We start from the raw sequence: 20,805 nt of genomic DNA on the forward strand, positions 1-20,805 counted from the left end.
AACGCCGTGTTACGGAAGGCTTTGTTCTGGGTGGCCGTAGACGGGGTTCGGCAGCGGCGGCTGGCGCTGGCGTAGCGGAGTGGCTCAACGGTTCCACCCGCTTGGCTTATGCGGACCTGTTCAGGGCGGTCAGAGCGGTGTGCGCCTTGGGGGCGAGGAGAGGGTTGAAGTGGGGGTTGATGGCCAGTGCCTTGGTGAGGTCGCGGTGTGCGGCGTTCTGGTCGAGGAGGGCTAGTTCGATGACTGCCCGGTGGTAGTGGAAGAGAGCGTTGCGGGTGCCCTGGGCGAGGGCTTGGTCGGACTCGGTGAGGGCTTCGCGGTCCTGACCATTGGCATGAAGGGCCCAGGCCAGGGCGTCGTGGGTGTCCATGAACGGCCGGGTTTTCAGGCCCTGCCGGGCGATGGCCAGGGCCTGTCCGGGGTCGCCGTGGTCGGCTTCGAACAGGGCTGCGTCGGAGTCGGGGGCGACTCCGTTGCTGGTGAAGAGCTTCTGCTCGGCGCGGAAGACCTGGTATTGCTGGGTGGCTTCCTGATTGCGGCCGAGGGACTGGTAGAGCTCGCCGAGTTGCAGGACGTATTCGGGCTGGGGAACCCGTTGCACGGCCCGGGTGAGGTTGGCGAGTGCCGCATGGGTGTTTCCGAGGGCGGCTTCGGCCTGTGCCTTGGCCTGGAGCAGGGGGGTGTAGCCGGGGGCGGTGGTCAGGCCCGCTTCGGCTTCGGTGAGTTCGGTGGCCGGGTCGCCGTTGTTGAAGGCGAGTTCGCCGAGGTAGTAGTGCGCGAAGGCCGCGTCGGCGGGTCCGGCGGCGTCGTTGAGGGCTCGGCGCATGTCGGTGCGTGCGGTGGTGATGTCGCCGCTGAGTTCAGCGACGTAGGAGGCTCGGGACAGGGACGGTGCTCCGGGGCGCAGGTCGACCATTCGCTGGACGGCGTCGGCTGCCTCGGAGTAGCGGCCGAGCTGGGTGTAGGCGTCGGCAAGGGTTCCGTACAGGGAGGAGTTGTAGGGGTTGACGGCGACGGCTTTGCGGGACCAGTCCAGCGCCTGGGTGAAGTGGTGGCGACCGGCTTCGAGAGCGGCCATGCCGCCCATCGCGGTGAAGTTGTCGCCGACGCGAAGGGCCAGTGAGCGTTTGAGGACCGCTTCGGCCTTGGGGTAGTACGCCGGGTCGGCGGTGCTCTTGGCCTGCTGGACGTAGTCGAGTCCGAGGGTGGCCAGTGCGACCTCGTCCCGTGGCGTCTCCGTGAGCTTGGCCTGAAGCCGGGTGATGTCCGCGGCGAGCGGGTCGGCCCCGGCCGGCGGGCTGCCCGCTTTGACGGGCAAGGCGGCGCGGAGGCCGGTGGGCGCCGTGGGCCACGGGGCCAGGCCCAGCCCTCCGGCGAGGAACAGCCCCACGCCGAGGACGCCGGTGACAGTGGCGGACAGCAGAATGCGTCGGCGCGGTGGGCGTCGGCGGAGGGCCATGGTCAATTCCCGCTCCGGGGTTGGGCGCGTGGGGGCGTTGTGGACGGGTGTGGTGGGCTGGGGTGGGCGAGTGTGGCGTAGGCGACGACGTTGTCGAGGTAGCCGCCTTCTGCCGGGTCGTAGGTGCCGCCGCAGGTGATCAACCGCAGTTCGGGGGGACCGGTGGTCGCGTAGACCTCGTTGTCGGGGAAGTCGTCCTTCGCGTACTGCCGAAGTGCTCGGACGGTGAAGTCGGCGTGTGTGTGGTCGGCCCGGTCGATGGATATGGAGTCGCCTGGGCGCAGTGCGGATATGCCGTAGAAGGCGGCCGGACCGGTCAGGGAGTCGACGTGGCCGACCACGATCGCGGCACCCGGATCACCGGGGCGTGGACCGTCGCTCCACCATCCGACCTGGCCGGGGTCTTCCGGGGCGGCCAGGTGGCCGTCCGACTGGACCCGCAGGTCGATCAGCGGGCGGTCCACGCCGATGCCGGGTATGCGTATCCGTACGGGCCGGGCGGCCGACGCGTCCGCGTCGGCGGTGCGCCGGGGGCCGGGAGCCTCGGGGAGGGGCAGAGCCCCTATGTCTACGTGGGCCGGGGTCCGGGTGTGGTCGGTGACCAGTCCGGTGGCGCCGGCCGCGGCCAGGCTCAGGCCGGCGACCACGGCGGCTGCGGAGAGTCCGCGGACACGGCGCGGTCGCCCGCCCTCCGGTCCGGAGGGCGGGCGACCCGGTGCGACGGGGGCGGTCACGCCCGGTCAGTCCGCCGGCGGCGCAAGGCGAGGACTCCGGCCCCCGCCAGCAGGACGCCGCCGCCGGCAGCGGTCGCCGCGACGACAGGGAAGTTGCCGCCGAAGGCGGTGCCGCCGAAGCCCGCTCCGACGCCGCCGTCGGGGCTCAGGGAACCTGCCTGGTTGACTGCGGCGGTGCTGGGCAGTGCGACGTAGGGGAACGATGCGCCGGGCGTGCTGTAAGGGGCGTTGACGCCGTCGCCGGCCGCGAGGGCGGGCACGATCTTGCCGCTCTGCGCTGCGCCTTCCAGTGCCTGGAGCTCGATGTCGAGGACGTCGTCGGTGAGCCGGCGCCCGTTGGGGAAGCCGGCCAGGTCCTGGCCGAGGACGCCGAGGCGGTTGGGCTTGGCAGCGGGTGCCACGGACATGTTCAGCCGCAGCTCCTCGCTCGGGGTGAACGCGTTCTTGTCGACGTCGCCGTTGAGGAGCTGGGAGTTGAGGTCCGCCTTGATCGGTCCGCAGGCCTTGCAGATCCCGGAGAGGAAGATCTCCACCAGGTCGTTGCGAGGGGTCGCGGGGGCCGGCACGCCGTAGATGCTCTGTACGACCTTGGGGAGGATCGGGTCCTTGACCGCGTTGACGACCGGGGTGACCGTGTGGTCCTGGTAAGGGCTGAGCGTGTTGAAGGCGTCCTTGTACTTCAGTGGGACGACCACCTCGTTGACCAGTGGGTTGCCGAGGCGGGAGACCTGGTGCCATCCGGATCCGGCACCCGACCCGTCCCTGCCCGACGCCTTCCCGTCGTTTACAGCGTCCGTGTTGCGGTTCGAGGAGGTGCCTTGCGCGCCCTTGCTCCCGGACGAGCTGACCTGAGCGCCCTGGCGGTCGGTGGTGGACCATACGCCGATCACCGGGTTGCGGGTCGGGTCGCCGCCCAGCGCGAGGTCCTTCTTGGGCACCTGGATGGTGACGGTGTTGACGTTGTAGCCCGCAAGCGTGTTGTGGCCGGTCTCCGAAAGGTTCCCTCCGTAGAGAAGGTCGAAGACCCGCAGGTCCGCGAAGAACGGGTCGGACGCCTGCCCGGCGTAGGTCTGTCCGCCGTCCGGGAGCTGCAGGGTGGCCTGCTTGCGCAGCGAGGCGTAGTTCGGTGTCGAGGCCTTGCCGACATTGGAGGGCGCGGCGGGGGCGTCCTTGAGCAGGGTCCTGGTGCCGCGGGCGTCGGTGACCTTCAGGTCGTAGGTCTGGCGGAAGTTCAGGGTCGGGTCGTCCAGCTTGTTGACGACGCCGGTGTTGTACAGGAACTGGTGGGCGGCGTCACGGATGTGGTCGGTGAACGACCAGGTGTAGGTGGTGTCGGCCTTGCCGTCGCCGTTGCTGTCGATCTTGATGTTGTAGTGGGCGTCGTTGGCGAACGGGTAGAAGTTCGGGCCGCCGTTGGGTTCCTCGAACGGGATCCAGTTCGCCACCATCGTCACCGTGTCGGGCTTGTCCGGGCTGGTGAAGGCGTAGACGTCGGTGTTGTCCGCCTTGGGGTCGCCGGCGATCAGCGGCGCCTCGCGGTGGCTGGAGGCCGAACTGACGCCTGGCGTCAGACCGGTGAGGGCGGCGGCGGACACCAGGGCGAGGACGCCGGTGGTGGCGAGCGCGCGTTCGGCCGGGCCGGTCGGGGACCTCCGGCGCGAGCGGGAGCAATCCATGGGCCATCCGTTTCGGGTGGGAGCCCGCCGCTCCGGGGACGGGAGGGCAGGCTGACGGCGGTGGACACTCGAAGCCCCAAACGGACCGTCCTGACCCCGCCCGACATGGGCGCGGGCCTCACTGCAATGCGTCCGCGATGCGACTCAAGTTACGAACAAGTCACCACGGGCGTGTCAGGCCTGCAACGCTGGGAAGCCGAACGGGCGTCCCAGCCGCGGCGGACTACGGGGATACCGCTCATTCGGTCACCGCTTCGCCCGGCGGACTCGCCTTTCGCGTGGCGGGGCACGAGCATCCGCACCGCACGGAGCCCCTTGTTGCAATATATGAGCAGTTGAGACTTGAGATCAGGTGCGAGTGATGCATTCGAGGAGCGCTCAGACGCGCTGCCGCCTTGGCGCCACGCTCTCCCGGCCGTCCGGGGCGCGGCACTGAGATCTGGGCCTGGGAGTCTCCCGTTGGGCCGTTTCGGTGGCCGTGGTGAGCCGCGCGGGTGACAGGGCCGGCCGGTCGGCCCCCGCGGAGCGCAGACGGGTATCACTGCGGTCACCAGGGCGGGCGACGCCTTCGGATGCCGTTCGGCGTCCCTCCTACGGCACCGGCGCGGAGGCGTCCCATGAGACACCGTCACCTCGGTCGGCGTGTGACAGCGGTGGCTGGCATCGCGCTGTGGCTGTTCGGCACGGCTGCGCCCCCGGCGCAGGCCCATCCGCTCGGCAACTTCTCCATCAACCACTACACCGGCTTCACGGTCCGCCCCGACCGGGTGGATGTGCTCGCCGTGACCGACACCGCCGAGATCCCGACCCTGCAAGCGGCTACCACCGTCGACGCCGACCAGGACGGCAGCCAGAGCGCTTCCGAACGCGCCGCGTGGGCCGCGGCACGCTGCGCCGACACGACCCGCCGTCTGACCGTCACCACACCGCGGCGCCTGGCCTGGACGATGGATTCGGCCGCCTTCACATACCGGCCGGGCCAGGCCGGACTGCGCACCAGCCGTCTGGAGTGCCGCCTTCACGGGCCACTGGACCTGGCGGGCGGCCCGGCGACACTGGAGGTGGCCACCGGCGAGGACGCGACCCGGGTCGGCTGGAACGAGATCACCGCCAAGGGCGACGGCACCCACTTGCGGCAGTCCACCGTGCCGGCTGCCTCGGTCACCGACGAACTGCGCGACTACCCCCGTGACCTGCTGTCCACCCCGCGCGGGGACACCCGGGCCCACTTCACGGCGGTCGCTGGCGAGGGCGCTTCCGGCGCCGCCGACCCGACGGCCGGGCCGGGTTCCGGCGGTCTCATCGGCCGGGTCGAGGCCCTGTCCCGGCAGCTGACGTCACTGGCCGGCGCCAAACACCTCACCGTTCCGGTCGGCTTGCTGGCCGTGCTGCTCTCGATCGTGCTGGGCGCCGGCCACGCGCTGCTGCCGGGCCACGGCAAGACCGTCATGGCCGCCTACCTGGCCGGCCGGCGCGGCAGGACCCGCGACGCGGTGACGGTCGGCGCCACCGTGACCATCACGCACACGGCAGGCGTGCTCGTGATCGGCCTGTGCCTCACCACGTTCTCCTCGCTGGCCGGCGACGCTGTACTGAACTGGCTCGGCGTCGTCAGCGGCGCGCTGGTGGCCGCGGTCGGAGGGGCCCTGCTGGCCGACACCGTACGACGTTCACGCCGACGGCCGCGGTCCGCCGCAGCCGACAGCCCCAGCTCCTTGCAGATGACCCCGGCCCTGGTCGGCGCCCCAAGCCCCACTCCTGCAAACAACGAGCCGGACGCCGCTGCGAGCCGGACAGCGTCTGAGCACGGACACACCCACGGCCATGCCGACCACCAGCCACACGATCACCACCACGGCCACGCGGATCATCGCGTCCCCACCCAAGACCACACTCACAGCGAGTCGCATCGCCACGGACTGTTCGGGCACCACCACGCCCACCCACCGGGCGACGGCGAAGCGCCACCGTTCTCCACCCGCGGCCTGATCGGTCTCGGCGTCGCCGGAGGCCTCGTCCCCAGCCCGTCCGCACTGGTCGTCCTCCTCGGCGCGATCGCACTGAGCCGGACCGTCTTCGGGACCGCCCTCGTGCTGGCCTACGGCCTCGGCATGGCGGCCACACTCACCGCCGTCGGACTGCTCCTGGTCCGCCTCGGCGACCGGGCCGGACACCTCGCCAACCGCCCGCTGCTCGCCCGGGTACGCCGCATCGCCCCCTACACCGCGCTGCTCACCGCCGCTCTCGTTCTCGTCGTCGGCCTGGGCATGATGGCCCGCAGCCTGCAAACCGTCCTGTAGCACCCGGGAGATCCCATGGCATGCCGACCGATCGCCCCCGTCGCCGCCCTGCTCGGCGCCATCGCCCTCAGCGGATGCGGCACCTCGGCCGACGGCCGACTGGACGTACAGGCAAACGACCCAACCCCCGTGTGCCGAGTCCACCAGAAACAACCGCCCGGCAACAGATACACCGCGGGCGCCAAGGCCGACACCCGGGCCGTCCTGCAGATGCTGCGCTACTACACGGCCAACGGAACCAAAGCCTTCTGCGACGGCAAACCATCAACCGGCACCGACCGACGCTGGACAGACCTCTACACCGCACTCGGCGGCACAACCACCGCGGCGAAACGCTAGGAGGCGAACTCCGTTCACGCACCCGGGCGACGGTGTCTCCTGTCGCTTCCGGGTCGTTGACCAGACCGAGCCAGGCCGGCCGCCCGCCCTCGACTCCCCCGCCGGGGAAGGCTGTACGACGATGACGTTGGCCTGTTCGCACGGGTCGAGGAAGCTCACTGCCCGGATCTGGGCGACGGAACCAGTTCTGCTTGGAGCGTGTCGAGTTGGGCTGAGTGGTCAACTCCGGAGACCTTTTGCCGTGCCGCAGCAGCAGCCCCGGCACACGGTGACCCGCGGCCGAGTTCGCTGGTCCGCGTGCGCGATGATTTCAGCTACGGGCCCGAGGGCGGCGCTCCTCGCCGGCGTCGCTGCTCCCTGCGCTCGTCAGAATCGCGCTCGCGACAACCTCGAAGAGGTGGTCGGCGCGTGGCGCGAGCGAGGGTTGATCGCCGAGCCAAGCGAGCATGGCCACCAGCGCAAACAGATCGGCGCCATCGATGTCGCTCCGCGCCACGCCCGTGGCCTGGGCACGGGTGAGGAGCCGCGCACCGGCCGCGCGCAGGGTGACGCACGAAGCGTGGAGTGCGGATTCGGTGTCCTCGATGGCGGCTGCCATCAGCACGGTCACGCCTCGGTACTCGGTTGTCCACGCGACGCAGTCGCGTAGCCACGAAACGAGAGCGTCCTCGGGTGAGCTCGACGTTTCCAGCTCGGCTGCCTGTGCCGCCAACTCGTCGAAGCTCGTACGGAGCAGGGCATCGAGCAGCGCCTCGCGCGTCGGGAAGTGACGCAGCAGCGTCGCGAGCCCGACATCGGCCCTGCGTGCGATGTCGCGCAGTGACACGTCGACGCCTTGCTCGGTGATGGCGGTGCCCGCTACTGCGAGCAGGTGGTCGCGGTTCTTCCTGGCGTCGGCCCGCACCTGTCCCCCTTGACTATCCGGATCAGTGGTCCATATATTCGGATCAGTGATCCGTTTATATGGACCACTGATCCGGATAAGTCTATCCCGCAGCGCGGGCAGGGAGAACACGATGCCGACACACACGATGAGGGCGGTCCGGCTCCATGAACACGGTGGCCCTGAAGTTCTGCGTCACGACGAGGTGCCGATTCCCGAGCCGGGGCCGGGCGAAGTGCTCGTTCGCGTTCACGCGGTCGGCATCAACCCTCCGGACTGGTACCTGCGCGGCGGGCTGACCAGGATGCCCGGGGAGACCGAATCGACGGTCAGCCTGCCGGTGATTCCGGGGACGGACATCTCGGGCGTCATCGAGGCCGTCGCCGCGGACGTGGACTGCCTCGCCGTAGGTGATGAAGTATTCGGGCTTCTGCGTTTTCCCAGCTTCAACGGCAGCGCATACGCCGAGTACGTGGCCGCGCCCGCGTCGGACCTCGCACGCAAGCCGGCCGGCGTCGACCACGTACACGCCGCCGGGGCGCCCATGGCCGGGCTCACCGCCTGGCAGTTCCTGATCGAGGTCGGACACGATCACCTCTCGCCCTTCCAGGAGGCACGGCATCGCCCGACGGCACTCGACGCCGACACGACGGTGCTCATCAACGGCGCCGCGGGCGGCGTGGGGCACTTCGCACTACAGCTGGCGAAATGGAAGGGCGCACGTGTCATCGCGGTGGCGTCGGGCCCGCATGAATCGTTCCTGAGCGAACTCGGCGCCGACCAGTTCATCGACTACACCAAGAGTCGTCCCGAGGAACTCGTGCACGACGTCGACCTCGTGCTCGACACCGTCGGCGGCCCCGACAGCAAACGCTTCCTGCGCACGCTCAAGCGCGGCGGCGCCCAGTTCCCCGTACTTCCGGGGGACTTCGACGAAGAAGAGACCGCGAAGCTGGGCGTCACGGTCTCGAGCGCCCAGGTCCGCTCCAACGGCGCGCAACTCGCTGAACTGGGGCACCTGCTCGACGCGGGCACGGTCCGCGTCGCGATCGACAGCACGTTTGCGCTCGCGGATGCCCGAGCCGCGCACGAACGGGCCGCCCGAGGGCACATCCAGGGCAAGATCGTGCTCACGGTCGCTTAGGAACGAGCCGTTTCACCGACGCGTCCGGAACCCGTCCGCGGGGCACAGGCGGCCGTCGAGACGCCGACGCGGAGAACTTGGGGCGAGTCCTGGCGACCGCGACGCTCGGTAGGCGGTAGCGGCCCCGGACCCGGCGGGGATCGGGTATCCGGCCCAACACGGCCGCCAGGCAGGTGAGCTGGGACGGTTCCGGGCAGGTGGAATCGGTGTCCGCGCAGTGGCGTTGATGGACGCCGATCAGGGAGGATGGCACGCGAACGCGCCCCCTGTTCGTGATCAAAGGCTTCGAGAAGCTTGATCATCAGGGGGTCGCGTCTCTCGTTGCCGAACCGGGCGAACCGACCACGGCGGCCCGTACGCAGGCGGTCTGCTCATCTCGCCGAATCAGAACGCATCAGCTCTGCCCCTCGACCGCTGCCATGCGGGCCGTCTGCAGGAAGATTGGCACAGCGCCCACATGAACCACGCGACGTCCGTACGGAACACGAGCACCGCGTTGAAGCAATGAATGTGAGGGATCGGGGAGTGATGAACAGTGCTGCGGAGGTCGACGGCGCGCGCGGGGTGTTATCAGTGGACTCGACCGCCCCGGGCGCCGCACCGCGAGGACTCGACGCCTTCCGGCGCGGGTGGGAGTCGCAGATCGGCGACGATGTCTTCCGACTGCCGGCCTTCAGCCCGGACACGATCGGTGACTTCCGGGTCAAGGGCCACGTGACCAAGGTGCAGGGCGCGGCGATCGCCGATCTTCACGCCGCGTCGGCGACCCGGACCGCGGACGTCCCGGGCGGCGATCAGGATCTGGTGGCCATGTACGTGGTGCAGCGCGGCGCATGGACTCTGGGTGGCCCGCCCGGTTGCGGCGAGCAGACCGTATCGGCCGGGCAGTTCCTCGTCCGGCACCTCGGGCCCCTGACGGCCTTCGAGACGACGGCGCACCTCACGGCGAAGTTCCTCGTCCTGCCCCCCGGCGAGCTCAAACCCCTGCTCGGGAACCGGGCCATCACCGGGCCGGCGGACTCGGCCGAGATACGCCTGCTGACGGCCCTCACGGACATGATCCACACAACTGTGGCCGACCTCGGCCCGGCCGGTGTGGAAGCCGCCCACGCCGCCCTGATCGAGCTGGCCAAGGCGGTGACGAAGGGCCGGTTCGACGACGTGGAACCCCGGCTGGCTCCCGCGCTCACCCAGGCGGCCAAGGACCTCGCGGACCGCCGGCTCGCTGATCCCGAACTCTCTCCCGCGATGCTCGCGCGTGAACTCAACGTCTCCGTCCGTACGCTGCACCGGGCATTCGCCGCGGTGGGAGAGCAGGTGGCCACCTACATCCGCCACCGGCGACTGCAAGAGGCCCGGCTCGCCCTCACCGCGCCGTCAGGTCGCCTGAGCATCTCGGAAATCGCCGCACACTGGCAGTTCGCCGACAGCAGCCACTTCACCCGGACCTTCAAGAAGCACTACGGTCAGACTCCCACCGAGTACGCCCGCTCGACCGGAGCAGCCTCGCTCGCGTCGCACCGGCACCCGCCGGGCCACTGGCCGGCCGAAGGCGCATGACCAAAGGTACGACCGCAGTTCAGCCGATGCCGCCCAAGCGTGTCCCAGGCAAGGCAGCGCGACGCTGTGGGCGGCCTGGGCATGTGACCGCGGCGGGATGTTGTCGACGAGGGTGCGGGTCCGGGGGACCTCGCCGGCGCTGCCCGCGGGGCCCTCGCAAGCAGGATGCCGGCAGCTGGTCGAAGACTCCGGCCGGCTGCCGGCGGTCCAGGCATCGGGGATGAGCGCGTTGCGGAAGCGCCGTGGGCGCTGAAGAAGGCTCAGTCGATCAGTTCGGCGGCCCGTTCGGCGATGGCGTAGACGGTCGCGTTGGTGTTGGCCGACGGGATGGACGGCATCACCGAGGCATCGGCGACCCGCAGTCCGCCTATTCCGTGCACGCGAAGGTTCGCAGGGTCGACGACGGCATCGGCGTCGGTTCCCATGCGGCAGGTGCCGGTGAAGTGGAAGTAGGGGCCGGTGGCCTTGCGGATGAACTCGTCCACCGATTCGCCGCTCGTCCCGGCGCCCGGCACCGCTTCCTGCTTGCGCCAGTCGGCGAACGCGTCGGCCTCCCCGATGCGGCGTGCCAGGGCCAGGCCCTTGCGCATGACCTCCAGGTCACGGTCGTCGCTCAGGTAGCCGGGGTCGACGACGGGAGCGCTGCCGGGATCGGCGTCCGCCAGGCGCACGGTGCCGCTGCTGTGCGGAGCCATCGCGGAGAAGGCGATGGAGTAGCCGTTGGCCGGTGGCCGGCCCCATGCCGACGGGAGCGGTGCGGCGACGACGTAGACCTGAAGGTCCGGCCGGGCCGCGGCGGGGTCGCTGTACAGCAGGCCCATCATTTCGGCCGGCGGGTTGGCAGGAACGAACGGCACGGGCTGGATGGCCTCGTACACCACGCCCGCCATCGGATGGTCCTGCAGATGGGAGCCCACTCCCGACAGGTCGGCGACGACGTCGATACCGTGTTCCTCAAGGTGTTGTGCCGGGCCGAGCCCTGACAGCATCAGGAGGTGTGCGGAACCGATGGCTCCCGCGGTCAGTACCACCTCGGCGCTGTCGACGGACAGGTGCTCCCCACCGATGGTGTACTCGACGCCGGTGCAGCGGCCCGCGGTGGTGAGCAGCCGCTGCACGGTCGCGTCCGTGACGACGTCCAGGTTCGGCCGGTCGAGGAACGGACGGATGTAGGCGTCGGCCGCGCTCTGGCGGGCGCCGCCGGGCAGATTCATGTCACTCCACCCGAACCCGGTCTCCAGCCCGCTGCCGATGTCATCGGCGCGTGCGAACCCAGCCTCCACCGCGGCGTCGACGCCCGCCGTGGCCAGGGGATGGGGTTCCGGGACCGGGGCGACCGCGACCGGCCCGTCCGTGCCCCGCACGGAGGCATTGCGGCCGCGCGTGCTCTCGCTGCGGCGGAAATAGGGCAGCAGATCGTCGAAACCCCAGCCTGGAGCACCGAGGCCGGGCCATTCGTCGTAACCGGAGCGGTGCCCCCGCAGGTGGTAGAGGCCGTTGATGCTCGACGATCCGCCGAGGGCCTTGCCGCGCAGCACGTCAGCGGCCCTGCCTGTACCGGCCTGCACGGTCGAGGCGCCCAGCCAGAGGGATGACGGGTCAAACCCCAGGAAGCCCCAAGGAGATGCCATCGTCTCGGTTGCGTCCCGGGCTCCGGCCTCCAGCAGCAACACCCGCACGCCGAGGCGTTCCGAAAGCCGGGAGGCAATCACGCATCCCGCCGTCCCCGCTCCCACCACGACATAGTCATAAGGACTCTTGCCCATCATGTCTCCGCTTTCCACGGCAGCCTTGTCCGGCCACCGGATTTCAGAAATCAGCTCCTCGACGATCAAGGAGCTGATTGTGCTTATGCACTAAAGGGGGCCAAAAGCGAGGATGGTTGTCTTCGCGTCAGCCCTGTGGGTCGCCCAGCCGCGTCCGGGCTCGGCGCGCAGAAGGCGTGGAACCGGCTGATCAACAGCGAGCGGGCCCCGGTGGAGCTTGGCTGTCCGGATGGATGCCCGCCACGCACCCCTGCTGGTGTGGGCGTTGCCGGTGCCGACGGACACCGTGGTGACCCGATGACAAACGATCACCTTGATCCCGCGGGCCCGCGATCCGCACACTGCCGATCACCCCGCTGGGGATGTCCATATCGGCGCCGGTACCTGCGATGACGACCACGCGGCCGGAATTCTCTTGGTTCACGAGTTTCTCGTCTTTGGTGTTTTTCCGTCCAGGAACAGCCCGGGTCTTCCCTCTGCCCTCGAAGCTTAGGAAAACCGACACGGCACGCACTTGAACCACCGCGACGTCCGTTCGGAACCTGAGCGCCATAAGACAACGTTGGAGCACATGCTTCGGTTCGTTCACGGGCGGGCAGGGTGCCGAGACAGCCGGCGTCACACAGCACTGCGGCAGGGAGCCCCGCACGGTCGGCGCCATCAGCGTCGCCGCAAGCCCAGCCGCCGATCATCGGACAGCTCCCCGACGGCTACGCCCTGCTGTTCGGACGGGCCGAGCTGGTCCGGGCTGCCTGACACCCAGGCCCGACACCAACAGCGACACGGACGAGAACGAGCACGCCTGCACGTGGTGCTCCACCCGTACGGCAGTCGGCTCTCGCGAGAGTGGCTCTCCGTGCATTGGGCCGCTCGCTCCCAGCCTCAAGCGCCGCAGAAGACGAACCCGCCCGGGGCGCTTTGCGTTCCGGGCAGTCTGCGGGGGCGGCAGCCGCGAAGCTGCTGGGGAGTTTTAGGTCTTGGCCGTCTCAGGCCGCGGCCGTCGGGTTCGCCGATTCGGCGGCGCGGCGGTGTTCGGCGTTGATGCGCTGTGCTTCTTCCAGCTGGTCTTCGAGGATGACGATGCGGCAGGCGGCCTCGATGGGGGTGCCCTGATCGACGAGTTCCCGGGCGCGGGCTGCGATGCGCAGCTGGTAGCCGGAGTAGCGGCGGTGTCCGCCCGCGGAGCGCAGCGGGGAGATGAGACGGGCTTCGCCGAGGGCGCGGAGGAAGCCCTGGGTGGTGCCGAGCATCTCGGCGGCCCGGCCCATGGTGTAGGCGGGGTAGTCGTCGTCATCGAGTCGGCCGTACGAGTCGTCTGCTGTCATTGCACCTCTCTGTGGAACGCGTGGAGGGGCCCTGGCGCCATTGGCGCCAGGGCCCCGAAGGAACTGCTACACCATCTGCCGGCCCTGGTACTGCGCCGGCCTCATGTTTCCGCAGACCCGACCGAGATGCTGTCGGGGGTGCGGGGATCGCGGTTGCTCGACCGGAGACCACCTCACTATCGATGTCCTGCGGTACCCGGGCTCACATCGTCCGCCCGGGCGATCCTGATGGCGATCGGCCCCTCCGTTCTTCCCTCGGTGATCAATCCCCTACCGAACAGGGGACTGCATACTGCCGGTACCGCCCTACTGCGCACTGCTGGTGATGCGAACTGCTCAGCGGCCTGCGACAGCGCCACTCTTCGGCAGCCAGCCCCGTCGCCCGTCCTGCGTCTGCTCTGGCTTGGAACCCCACTGCCGAACTTCCCGGTACGCGCGCCCGCAGCCGACGCCTTTACCGAGGTGCTGCTCACTGACTTCACTGCTGGGTACCGCGAACTGCACTTACGGGTACTGCCTTTGCATCAACTGCGGTCCTGCTCGCGGCGGCCCCTGATCACTGCGGGCCACCCGGTCCGGCCGTCAGTCCCGTCGCCGTCCTGCAACCACCCTGGCTTCGAAAACTCCACCACCGCACCGTCCTGCGCACTGCAACTACGTACCGCTGCCTGGCAGTTCGTCTCTGCCGGGCCCTGCTGTCCCTCTGGGCTACGAGAGAAACCATAGCCACGCCACCACCCAATGTCTACTCTGTCCACCATAGATTTTCGCGTGTCCGACGGAGAGGTAGTCGGCCTCGAACAGCTACGGCAGGAGGAGAGCCGTCAAGTCTCGGAGCTCGTCACCAATGCCCCGCGCCACGGTGCGGAATCCGCGACTCGGACTCGCCGTCTGACGGCCGAGAGAGCACACTCCGGATGGACGCGGGCGCCTGTCTGCCCCTCCGCGGAGGGGCAGACAGCACTGATCCCGGCAGCCAACAAGCCGCCGGGATCAGGGGTGGTGCGCCTACTTGGGCTTGATGGCGTCCTTGGCCTTCTCCTTGGCGGCGCGCAGGTCACCCTTGGACTCCTCGGCCTGCCCCTTGGCCTTCAGGGACTCGTTGCCGACCGCACCGCCGACGACCTTCTTGACCTTGCCCTCGACCTGCTCACCCTTGGCCTGAGCCTTCTCGTCCGCAGCCACAACACTCACACCCTGTCTCACTCGAAATAGGTTCACCCCCCGTGTCACCCCAGATTCCACTGCTAAACCGCAAGGCTGCCGCACAGACTTCGTAGCCATGGGCACTCTAAAAGCCAAATAAGATCCGCAGGAGTGGAGATCGATCCGCAGGGCACACGACGGATCGGAGGTTGATAACCATGGTTCCTATTCTTCTTGTTCTTCTGCTCGCCCTGATCCTCTTCGGTGCCGGTTTCGCACTGAAGGCCCTGTGGTGGATCGCCGTCATCGTGCTGGTGGTGTGGGTCCTCGGCTTCGTGATCCGACCCGCGGCAAGCGGCGGCAAGCGCGGCCGCTGGTACCGCTGGTAAGCGGGCCAGAACAGCGCACCAACACGGGTGGGGCCCGACGCTACGGCGTCGGGCCCCACCCGTTTTCCGTCTCCTTGTTACCGCAGGGATGAAAGTGGTGGTTCTTCCGCTACGGGGTACCGGGAGGTCATGACCGGAGGCGGCCGTGACGCCAGGAACCACGGCCTCCAGCACGGCACCTCCGGTCATCCATATCTCTTCTCGGCGTGAATGTGAGGCCTGGGAGGAAACGCACCCGGCTTTCTGAAGAAGCGTCACGAATTCCATGACGTCTGTGCGGGGCTTCGGCCGTTCAAGCCCGGCCACTGGGCGCACGGTCTCCCGCCGTGGCCCTTGATGTGCTGCCCGGTGCCGCCGCGGCGACGCGCTCCACGGTTCGGGCCAGGCGGGGCAGCATGCTCCGGTGCCGTAGCTGGATCAGGAGATCGAGGGGTGCGGCGTGCAGAGCTCCTCCCGGTCCGCGCAGCGGGTGTTCGTCCACGAGGACCAAGGCCTGTCTGCCCCATGGACGTACCTCGATGGCGATGCGCGCCGTACCCAGGCGACCGCTGTCGGCCTCGAGCTCCAGCCAGCGCGGCGGTTCCGCCCGACGAACCACCGTCCGCCCCTCGATCGTCCATGGACCCAGATCCACTCGATACGCCAGCGCCGCGTCGACCTGCGGCCACCGATTGTCCAGCGGCCAGGAGGCGGAGGTCCCCACGACCCAGTCGCCGTAAAGCCTGGGATTCTCCAGAACCGCCCAGACGGCGTCAGGGGGCTGTTCGATCACTTGGTGTCGAATCGCCATGACAAACCTCTTGAAGAGTGATGAATAGGTCGAGATCGGCGAGTACCCCTCCATACCGGCATCATGCGCGGGAGGACCTCAGGCGTCGGTGCGGCTGCCACGACGCACAGCGCCGGCCTGACTCCACCGTTGAGAGGAAGACCGTTCGGGTGCAGTCGACGCCACGGTGAGATGGCGGCGTGCCGCCGGGTAGCCGTTGTACATGAACACACACGCCTTCGACTTCGACACCCCCACCCAGGCCAGGAAGGCCTCCCCCCTGGACTCGGCGTCGACATGGTGGCTGACGACCCTGGACCGCATGGAACGGTCGACGGTCGCGGATCCGGCGATCCGAGCTCTCCAACGCGGAATCCGCTCACTTCCCCTGGGTGAGGTACGCGACCTGCTGCGCGGCCGGCCACTGGGCCATCCTGTCCATCCCCTTCTGGTACAGGTACCGATCGGTTGCTGGCTGTCGGCCGCCGTACTGGACATCGTGCCGGGAGGAGGGCATGCGCCCACCACCCTCACGGCCGTCGGTTTGGCCGGGGTCGCCCCGGCGGCCATCGCGGGCTGGGCCGACTGGGCGGACCTGCCACCCGAGCAGGCTCGGGTCGGACTGGCCCACGCGGTCTCGAACGCGGCCGCGGTGGCGTTCTACACCGCCTCCCTGACGGCGCGGCTCCGCCGCCATCCGACGAAGGGCAGGCTGTGGTCGGTGGGCGGTTTGACAGCCGTCGCCGTGAGCGGTGCGCTGGGCGGTCACGTGGCGTATCGGCAGGCCGTAGGAGCGAATCCCACGGCATAGGCAGACCGCGTCCGGCCACGCCCCGCCTCCGATCCCGCCCGCCCTTGACCGACTCCGCGATCAGCCGGACATGCACGACCCTGACGACCACTCCGACGGCTCGCTCCAGTGGGAGGAAGTCCCGGAGCTCCACTCGGAGGACGTCTCGGAGCCGTTGTTTGCCTCACGGCAGGACGGGGACTCGCGACAAGGACGAGGACGCCCGCGGACGACGTCCCGTCATCGGAGGAAGCCATGATCATCCTCGGAGTCATTCTGCTCGTCGTCGGCCTCGTCGCGGGCATGGGAATCCTTTGGACCATCGGAATCATCCTGGTCGCGATCGGAGTCGTGCTGTGGATTCTGGGCGCGGTAGGACGTGAGGTCGGCGGACGACGGCACTACTGGTAGGGGCCGCCCTTGTCCCGGAATTCGCCTGACCATCGGCGGCAATGATTCGTGGCCGACACCCCGGCCGGGCGGAATGTCTCGCAGTCCTTCGGCGCGGCCAGGGTTGCTGCGGATCCAGCAGCGCTGGATCCGCGTCTTCAGCTCCTGGGCAAAAGGGTTCCCAGCGGGCCGAGGTCCAGATTCAGATCTTCCGGACGCACTCCGTGCTGCTCACAGAGTTCCGCCATCCGCTGGTCGAGCAACATGAGCGTGGTCCCGATCTCGTCGACCTGCTCATCACTGAGGTCACCCTGCTCGACACGGCGAATCGCCTGGCGCTCCATCAGCTGCCTGAGGAGTTCGACCACGGTGAGGACCAGGGCGACCAGGTCACGCCCCATCTGATCGGAGTCCAGGTCGAGTCGGGATCCGCTCACAGCGGGCCGCCGTCCGCCCAGGGAGCCGGGACACGCTCGTTGACGGAGGACAGCAGGGCATGAAGGGACAGTCGCACCAACGGAACGTCAGCGATGGCAATGACCAGATCCCCACTGATCACCACGCCCGTTGCCAGGACACGGTCCAACAGATCGACGAGCGGTACCCCGATGGGGCCGCTCAGGGGCCCGGGGGCGTCCCAGGGCACCACGTCGTGCGGCACGGTCTACACCTCCCCGACGAATGAGTAGGGCACCCACGGCCCGGACAGCTCGATGTCCGCCCCGGTACGTTCCCGCAATGTCCGTGTCAGCAGGGCCAGTTCCTCAGCGCGATGTTCGGCCACCAGATACGTCGCGTTGAGGACCTGGACCCGGAGTTCCCCGGCAGGCTGGGCGTGCGGCCGCAACCTACGGGACGCGGCGGCGAGGCCCCGGACTTCGGTATCAACCGCTTCCGCGGTCTTCATGGCCTCGTCCTGGATCCGCTCGCGGCGCTCCTGCGCACCTCGTTTGCGGTTCAGGTAGGCGAGGCCGGCTCCAGGTTCCGGGCGAGACCGCTCAGTCGGCGTGACCTGCCGGACCGGCGCCTGCGCCGTGTCGTCTCGCGGGCAGGGCGGCGCGTAGACCTTCACACCCCATTCGGCGTGGTGTGCAATGCGCTTGAGCGCGGCATCGAATCGATCCGCCTCTTTGGCCAGGGCCTCTCGCGCCCTCTCCTCGCCGTGGTAGAGAGTGGCCATGGGCAGCGGAACTGTCGGGCAGCAAGCCGCGACGGCGGCGACGACATCATGGTGGGCGCGTGCGTATCGTTCAAGTTCCCGCTGGTCGGACAGACGCGCCTGCCAGGCTTCGTCAGTGAAGTCGCTCGCCCGGACGGTCTGGACGATCGCCGTCAGTGCCCCCAGCGACAGTGAGCTCACAGGCACCTCGTCACCGACACCTGGTAGCCCGACGACGGCCGAGAGATCCGGGTTCCAGCAGACAGCGAACACGTAGATGGTGTTGGCGCCCGAAGGCTCGGGACCGCGCTCCGTCATGTGCCTCGGTTCTCCTTGTTCCTCGCTGCCTCGGGGTGTTGCCCTGTGGGGACGTCGTTGAGGCTATTTCTCAGCCGTCTCGGATTCGAGTGCTTTCTCCGGCAACTCGGATTCGAGCGCTGCCAGCCGCTCGCGCAATTCACGGTTCTCGTCCCGCAAGGCGTCGCGTGAAGCGCGTGAGCTGAGTGCCGGGTCGTTTTCCCACCAGTCGATTCCCGCCTTCTTCGCGGTATCCACGGATGCCACGAACAGGCGAAGCCGAATGGTGAGGAGTTCGATGTCGAGGAGATCTACCTTGATGTCCCCGGCAATCACGATTCCTTTGTCCAGAACGCGTTCGAGGATATCGGCCAGGTTGGTGGTCTGAGGGCCGGAGACGGGGTACGAACCCTGCCGGAAGTCGACGTCACTCACGGCTTCGCCTCTGTCCTCTTCTCTTCTTGGGAGCTTCCTCCTCGTCCTCCGTCTCGTCTTCGGCCTCCGCCCCCTCTTCGTCCTCGCCCTCGTAGGCGTCGTCCGCCCCCTCTTCGCCGTCGTCTTCGTATGCGTCCTCCTCGTCCTCGTACGAGCCCTCCGCCCCCTCATCGCCTCCGTCTTCGTCCTCGTCCTCGTCCTCATATGCGGAGTCGGCGCCTTCCTCGGCATCGCCCTCGGGCTCCTCGCCCTCCGACTCCTCCTGCTCGGCCTCTTCCTCTTCTACGGCGTCATCGTGGGACACGACGACTTCTCCGTCACGGATTTCGCCGCGCCAGCCTTCTGGTTCTTCGTTGGTGAGGGTCACGTATCGCTGGAAGTTCTTGAAGTCCAGTCGCATACGGCGCCCTTGCGCCCGCCAGAGGTTGCCCGTCTTCTCGAAGAACCCGGACGGGTAGTACTCCACTACAAGGACAATCCGGGTCAGGGTGGGCCCCAGCTCATGGAAACTGACCGCGCCCCGGGTGGAGCCCTTGGCTCCTTCGGAGGTCCACACGATACGGTCGTCAGGAATCTGTTCCTGGACGGTCGCCTTGAAGCTGCGCGACGAAGGGCCGACTTTGACCTTCCAGTCGCTCCCGCCCTCATCGTCCTTGGAGACGTCGCGAACGCCCTTGGCGAAGCTGCTGAATTTGTCGTACTGCGTCCAGTAGTCGTAGGTGTCCCGGAGCGGCACTCCGACATCGAGAACCTCGATGATGTTCATGACCTTGCCGCCGCTGGCCTTCCGCTTCCCTTTCCCGCCTCCAAAGGCGCTCTTGGCCTTTTCTACGACGTTGTCCTTGACTCCCTTGGCCTTCTCCGACACGAAGGCCTTCACCGGTGAGTCGCCCTGGAGGATGCGGGACCCGATGGCGGGAAGCGAGCCACTCTCGGCCGAATCGCTGAGCTGCCCGGCGACGTCCGTCAGTTTGTCGCCGGCCTTCTCGGCAAGATTCTCCACCTGCGCGGACACGAACTTGGACAACTCCTCACGGAGCTTGTCCACACCCGACGTACCCTCTGCCGACTCGTCCTTTTCGGTCTTGGTCATCGCTGCCTACCTCCGACGATCGGCACGCTTGGATGCTGCTCGCTTGGAAGACGCCGTCTTCTTCGCCGCGGACTTCTTGGCCGGAGCAGTCTTCTTGGCCGCCGTCTTCTTGCTCGGAGCCGTCTTCTTCGCGGCGGTCTTCTTGGCCGGAGCAGTCTTCTTGGCCGTGGTCTTCTTCGCAGTCCTGCTGGACGCCGTCTTGTCGCTTTCCGCGGTCTTCTTGCTGGGCGCCGTCTTCTTCGCAGCCGTCTTGCTGGAGGTGGTCTTCTTCGCCGGCGCAGGCTTCTTGGCCGCCGATCGTGCGGGTGCCCTGCCGGACCGAGCCGATCGGGGGCCGCGGCGCCTCCGCGGCTTCTCTTCCGGTTCTTCTTCCGGCTCTTCTTCCGGCTCCTCTTCTTCCGGCTCTTCCTCGTCCTCGAACTCGTCCTCCGGCTCTTCCTCTTCCTCCTCGGGCTGGTCCTCTTCGTACTCGGCCTCCGGCTCTTCTTCCTCCTCTTCCTCCTCTCCCTCCTCGTACTCCGCGTCCTCCCCTTCCGGGGCGTACTCCTCCTCGTTCCCCTCCCCCTCGTCCGCCTGCTCCAGGAGACGGGCCGTACGGTCGCTGAGGGTGCCGGCAAGCGTGGCCATGCCTCGGTCGGCGGCGGCGGTCAGTGCCTGGCGGCCCGCCTCCAGCACTTCCCCGCGCAATTGCTCCTGCAACTCGGCGACCTGTGGGATCTCCCCCAGTCTGCGCATCCCTTCGGTGGCGAGCTGGCGAGGTTCAAGGCCGAATCGCCGGCCCGCCAGGTAGGTCGCAATGGACAGCGCCAGTCGGCCCTTCTTGGTACGGCCCAGCACATAGCCGCCCACTACCGCAGCCGCGAGAGCCACCTTCTCCGTGTCTTTCATGATCTCGTCACCTTCGATCGTTCGGCGTGGAACGGGTCTGTGCGGCATGCAGCCGGTCGAGCAGTCGTTCCTCTTCTCGTTCGAACTCCTCCAGGCTGATGTCTCCGTCCTCGAGCTCCCGGTTCAGCAGAGCCAGTTGGGCACGGAGTACGCCCGGGTCGTGCAACTCACGCTCGGCGGCGTCATTGAGCTTCTCCGCCACCCAGATCACGCCGCGGACCGGCGCGATGGGGAGGGTGAGCAAGCCGGTGATGAGTCCCATC

22 protein-coding genes and 1 pseudogene are annotated in these 20,805 nt (G+C 68.4%); 7 read left to right on the forward strand and 16 right to left on the reverse strand.

The window, feature by feature from the left end; all coding sequences use genetic code 11:
• Positions 1–106: 106 nt before the first annotated feature.
• From ACIQRL_RS28515 to ACIQRL_RS28525, 3 genes are read right to left on the reverse strand one after another with little or no spacing between them, the layout of a single operon-like run.
• Positions 107–1,459 carry a tetratricopeptide repeat protein gene (locus ACIQRL_RS28515; RefSeq protein WP_401336900.1) on the reverse strand — a complete coding sequence of 451 codons (1,353 nt, stop codon included), beginning with the start codon at positions 1,457–1,459 and terminating at the stop codon, positions 107–109.
• Positions 1,460–1,461: 2 nt separating this feature from the next.
• Positions 1,462–2,193 carry a class F sortase gene (locus ACIQRL_RS28520; protein ID WP_401336902.1) on the reverse strand — a complete coding sequence of 244 codons (732 nt, stop codon included), beginning with the start codon at positions 2,191–2,193 and terminating at the stop codon, positions 1,462–1,464.
• Positions 2,190–3,869: a DUF4331 domain-containing protein gene (locus tag ACIQRL_RS28525; protein ID WP_401336904.1), complete on the reverse strand. Its 1,680-nt coding sequence runs from the start codon at positions 3,867–3,869 to the stop codon at positions 2,190–2,192. Before ACIQRL_RS28525 ends, ACIQRL_RS28520 begins: the two co-directional genes overlap by 4 nt.
• 644 nt (positions 3,870–4,513) lie before the next feature.
• Between ACIQRL_RS28525 and ACIQRL_RS28530 the strand changes: the two genes are divergently transcribed.
• Complete coding sequence (locus ACIQRL_RS28530; RefSeq protein ID WP_401336906.1) at positions 4,514–6,169, forward strand: nickel/cobalt transporter; 1,656 nt, start codon at positions 4,514–4,516, stop codon at positions 6,167–6,169.
• A 15-nt stretch (positions 6,170–6,184) separates the two neighbouring features.
• Positions 6,185–6,508, forward strand: a complete 324-nt coding sequence (locus ACIQRL_RS28535) for a hypothetical protein (protein WP_401336908.1) — start codon at positions 6,185–6,187, stop codon at positions 6,506–6,508.
• 28 nt (positions 6,509–6,536) lie between these two features.
• Here the strand turns inward: ACIQRL_RS28535 and ACIQRL_RS28540 are convergent.
• Positions 6,537–6,817, reverse strand: a pseudogene (locus tag ACIQRL_RS28540) ((2Fe-2S) ferredoxin domain-containing protein); the annotation flags it as partial.
• A gap of 1 nt (position 6,818) precedes the next feature.
• Positions 6,819–7,412, reverse strand: a complete 594-nt coding sequence (locus tag ACIQRL_RS28545) for a TetR/AcrR family transcriptional regulator (RefSeq protein WP_401336909.1) — start codon at positions 7,410–7,412, stop codon at positions 6,819–6,821.
• 112 nt (positions 7,413–7,524) lie between these two features.
• Between ACIQRL_RS28545 and ACIQRL_RS28550 the strand changes: the two genes are divergently transcribed.
• On the forward strand, positions 7,525–8,535 hold the full coding sequence (locus ACIQRL_RS28550; protein WP_401337051.1) for an NADP-dependent oxidoreductase: 1,011 nt from the start codon (positions 7,525–7,527) through the stop codon (positions 8,533–8,535).
• A 528-nt stretch (positions 8,536–9,063) separates the two neighbouring features.
• A complete protein-coding gene (locus ACIQRL_RS28555; protein ID WP_401336911.1) occupies positions 9,064–10,095 on the forward strand; it encodes a helix-turn-helix domain-containing protein in 1,032 nt (343 codons plus the stop codon).
• A gap of 260 nt (positions 10,096–10,355) precedes the next feature.
• Here ACIQRL_RS28555 and ACIQRL_RS28560 read toward each other — a convergent pair whose 3' ends face one another.
• From ACIQRL_RS28560 to ACIQRL_RS28570, 3 genes are all read right to left on the reverse strand, one after another.
• Positions 10,356–11,879, reverse strand: coding sequence for a GMC family oxidoreductase (locus ACIQRL_RS28560; protein ID WP_401336912.1), 1,524 nt, complete (start codon positions 11,877–11,879; stop codon positions 10,356–10,358).
• A 968-nt stretch (positions 11,880–12,847) separates the two neighbouring features.
• Positions 12,848–13,186: a MerR family transcriptional regulator gene (locus ACIQRL_RS28565; RefSeq protein WP_401336913.1), complete on the reverse strand. Its 339-nt coding sequence runs from the start codon at positions 13,184–13,186 to the stop codon at positions 12,848–12,850.
• Positions 13,187–14,194: 1,008 nt separating this feature from the next.
• The gene (locus ACIQRL_RS28570) at positions 14,195–14,371 is read right to left on the reverse strand and encodes a CsbD family protein (RefSeq protein WP_369481069.1); all 177 of its coding nucleotides are present in this window, start codon (positions 14,369–14,371) and stop codon (positions 14,195–14,197) included.
• 179 nt (positions 14,372–14,550) lie between these two features.
• Between ACIQRL_RS28570 and ACIQRL_RS28575 the strand changes: the two genes are divergently transcribed.
• Positions 14,551–14,721 (forward strand): hypothetical protein, encoded by a 171-nt coding sequence (locus ACIQRL_RS28575; RefSeq protein WP_033279275.1) that lies wholly within the window; start codon positions 14,551–14,553, stop codon positions 14,719–14,721.
• A 292-nt stretch (positions 14,722–15,013) separates the two neighbouring features.
• Here ACIQRL_RS28575 and ACIQRL_RS28580 read toward each other — a convergent pair whose 3' ends face one another.
• Positions 15,014–15,511 carry an SRPBCC family protein gene (locus ACIQRL_RS28580; protein WP_401336915.1) on the reverse strand — a complete coding sequence of 166 codons (498 nt, stop codon included), beginning with the start codon at positions 15,509–15,511 and terminating at the stop codon, positions 15,014–15,016.
• Between the two features lie 202 nt (positions 15,512–15,713).
• On the opposite strand from ACIQRL_RS28580, the gene ACIQRL_RS28585 reads away from it, so the two are divergent.
• Complete coding sequence (locus tag ACIQRL_RS28585; protein WP_401336916.1) at positions 15,714–16,301, forward strand: DUF2231 domain-containing protein; 588 nt, start codon at positions 15,714–15,716, stop codon at positions 16,299–16,301.
• A 234-nt stretch (positions 16,302–16,535) separates the two neighbouring features.
• Positions 16,536–16,691 (forward strand): hypothetical protein, encoded by a 156-nt coding sequence (locus ACIQRL_RS28590; protein WP_401336918.1) that lies wholly within the window; start codon positions 16,536–16,538, stop codon positions 16,689–16,691.
• Between the two features lie 137 nt (positions 16,692–16,828).
• Here ACIQRL_RS28590 and ACIQRL_RS28595 read toward each other — a convergent pair whose 3' ends face one another.
• The 7 genes from ACIQRL_RS28595 to ACIQRL_RS28625 all read right to left on the reverse strand — a co-directional run bounded on the left by ACIQRL_RS28595 (position 16,829) and on the right by ACIQRL_RS28625 (position 20,804).
• Complete coding sequence (locus ACIQRL_RS28595; RefSeq protein WP_351130956.1) at positions 16,829–17,107, reverse strand: gas vesicle protein K; 279 nt, start codon at positions 17,105–17,107, stop codon at positions 16,829–16,831.
• Complete coding sequence (locus ACIQRL_RS28600; RefSeq protein WP_401336920.1) at positions 17,104–17,331, reverse strand: gas vesicle protein; 228 nt, start codon at positions 17,329–17,331, stop codon at positions 17,104–17,106. Before ACIQRL_RS28600 ends, ACIQRL_RS28595 begins: the two co-directional genes overlap by 4 nt.
• 3 nt (positions 17,332–17,334) lie before the next feature.
• Entirely contained in the window at positions 17,335–18,147 is an 813-nt protein-coding gene (locus ACIQRL_RS28605; RefSeq protein WP_401336922.1) for a GvpL/GvpF family gas vesicle protein, read from the reverse strand.
• A gap of 63 nt (positions 18,148–18,210) precedes the next feature.
• The gene (locus tag ACIQRL_RS28610) at positions 18,211–18,561 is read right to left on the reverse strand and encodes a gas vesicle protein (RefSeq protein WP_401336924.1); all 351 of its coding nucleotides are present in this window, start codon (positions 18,559–18,561) and stop codon (positions 18,211–18,213) included.
• Positions 18,554–19,654 carry an SRPBCC family protein gene (locus ACIQRL_RS28615; RefSeq protein WP_401336926.1) on the reverse strand — a complete coding sequence of 367 codons (1,101 nt, stop codon included), beginning with the start codon at positions 19,652–19,654 and terminating at the stop codon, positions 18,554–18,556. Before ACIQRL_RS28615 ends, ACIQRL_RS28610 begins: the two co-directional genes overlap by 8 nt.
• A gap of 6 nt (positions 19,655–19,660) precedes the next feature.
• A complete protein-coding gene (locus ACIQRL_RS28620; protein WP_401336927.1) occupies positions 19,661–20,542 on the reverse strand; it encodes a histone protein in 882 nt (293 codons plus the stop codon).
• 7 nt (positions 20,543–20,549) lie between these two features.
• Complete coding sequence (locus ACIQRL_RS28625; RefSeq protein ID WP_401336928.1) at positions 20,550–20,804, reverse strand: gas vesicle protein GvpG; 255 nt, start codon at positions 20,802–20,804, stop codon at positions 20,550–20,552.
• Position 20,805 lies beyond the last annotated feature (1 nt).

The sequence above is a fragment of the Streptomyces sp. NPDC091209 genome (assembly GCF_044757755.1).
Taxonomy (GTDB): Bacteria; Actinomycetota; Actinomycetes; order Streptomycetales; family Streptomycetaceae; genus Streptomyces.

Bases quoted from the DNA above. Each gene is read 5' to 3' on its own strand.
- ACIQRL_RS28515 (WP_401336900.1), bottom strand. From the start codon at position 1,459: ATGGCCCTCCGCCGACGCCCACCGCGCCGACGCATTCTGCTGTCCGCC.
- ACIQRL_RS28525 (WP_401336904.1), bottom strand. From the start codon at position 3,869: ATGGATTGCTCCCGCTCGCGCCGGAGGTCCCCGACCGGCCCGGCCGAA.
- ACIQRL_RS28535 (WP_401336908.1), top strand. From the start codon at position 6,185: ATGGCATGCCGACCGATCGCCCCCGTCGCCGCCCTGCTCGGCGCCATC.
- ACIQRL_RS28550 (WP_401337051.1), top strand. From the start codon at position 7,525: ATGCCGACACACACGATGAGGGCGGTCCGGCTCCATGAACACGGTGGC.
- ACIQRL_RS28555 (WP_401336911.1), top strand. From the start codon at position 9,064: ATGAACAGTGCTGCGGAGGTCGACGGCGCGCGCGGGGTGTTATCAGTG.
- ACIQRL_RS28565 (WP_401336913.1), bottom strand. From the start codon at position 13,186: ATGACAGCAGACGACTCGTACGGCCGACTCGATGACGACGACTACCCC.
- ACIQRL_RS28575 (WP_033279275.1), top strand. From the start codon at position 14,551: ATGGTTCCTATTCTTCTTGTTCTTCTGCTCGCCCTGATCCTCTTCGGT.
- ACIQRL_RS28580 (WP_401336915.1), bottom strand. From the start codon at position 15,511: ATGGCGATTCGACACCAAGTGATCGAACAGCCCCCTGACGCCGTCTGG.
- ACIQRL_RS28585 (WP_401336916.1), top strand. From the start codon at position 15,714: ATGAACACACACGCCTTCGACTTCGACACCCCCACCCAGGCCAGGAAG.
- ACIQRL_RS28590 (WP_401336918.1), top strand. From the start codon at position 16,536: ATGATCATCCTCGGAGTCATTCTGCTCGTCGTCGGCCTCGTCGCGGGC.
- ACIQRL_RS28605 (WP_401336922.1), bottom strand. From the start codon at position 18,147: ATGACGGAGCGCGGTCCCGAGCCTTCGGGCGCCAACACCATCTACGTG.
- ACIQRL_RS28615 (WP_401336926.1), bottom strand. From the start codon at position 19,654: ATGACCAAGACCGAAAAGGACGAGTCGGCAGAGGGTACGTCGGGTGTG.
- ACIQRL_RS28620 (WP_401336927.1), bottom strand. From the start codon at position 20,542: ATGAAAGACACGGAGAAGGTGGCTCTCGCGGCTGCGGTAGTGGGCGGC.
- ACIQRL_RS28625 (WP_401336928.1), bottom strand. From the start codon at position 20,804: ATGGGACTCATCACCGGCTTGCTCACCCTCCCCATCGCGCCGGTCCGC.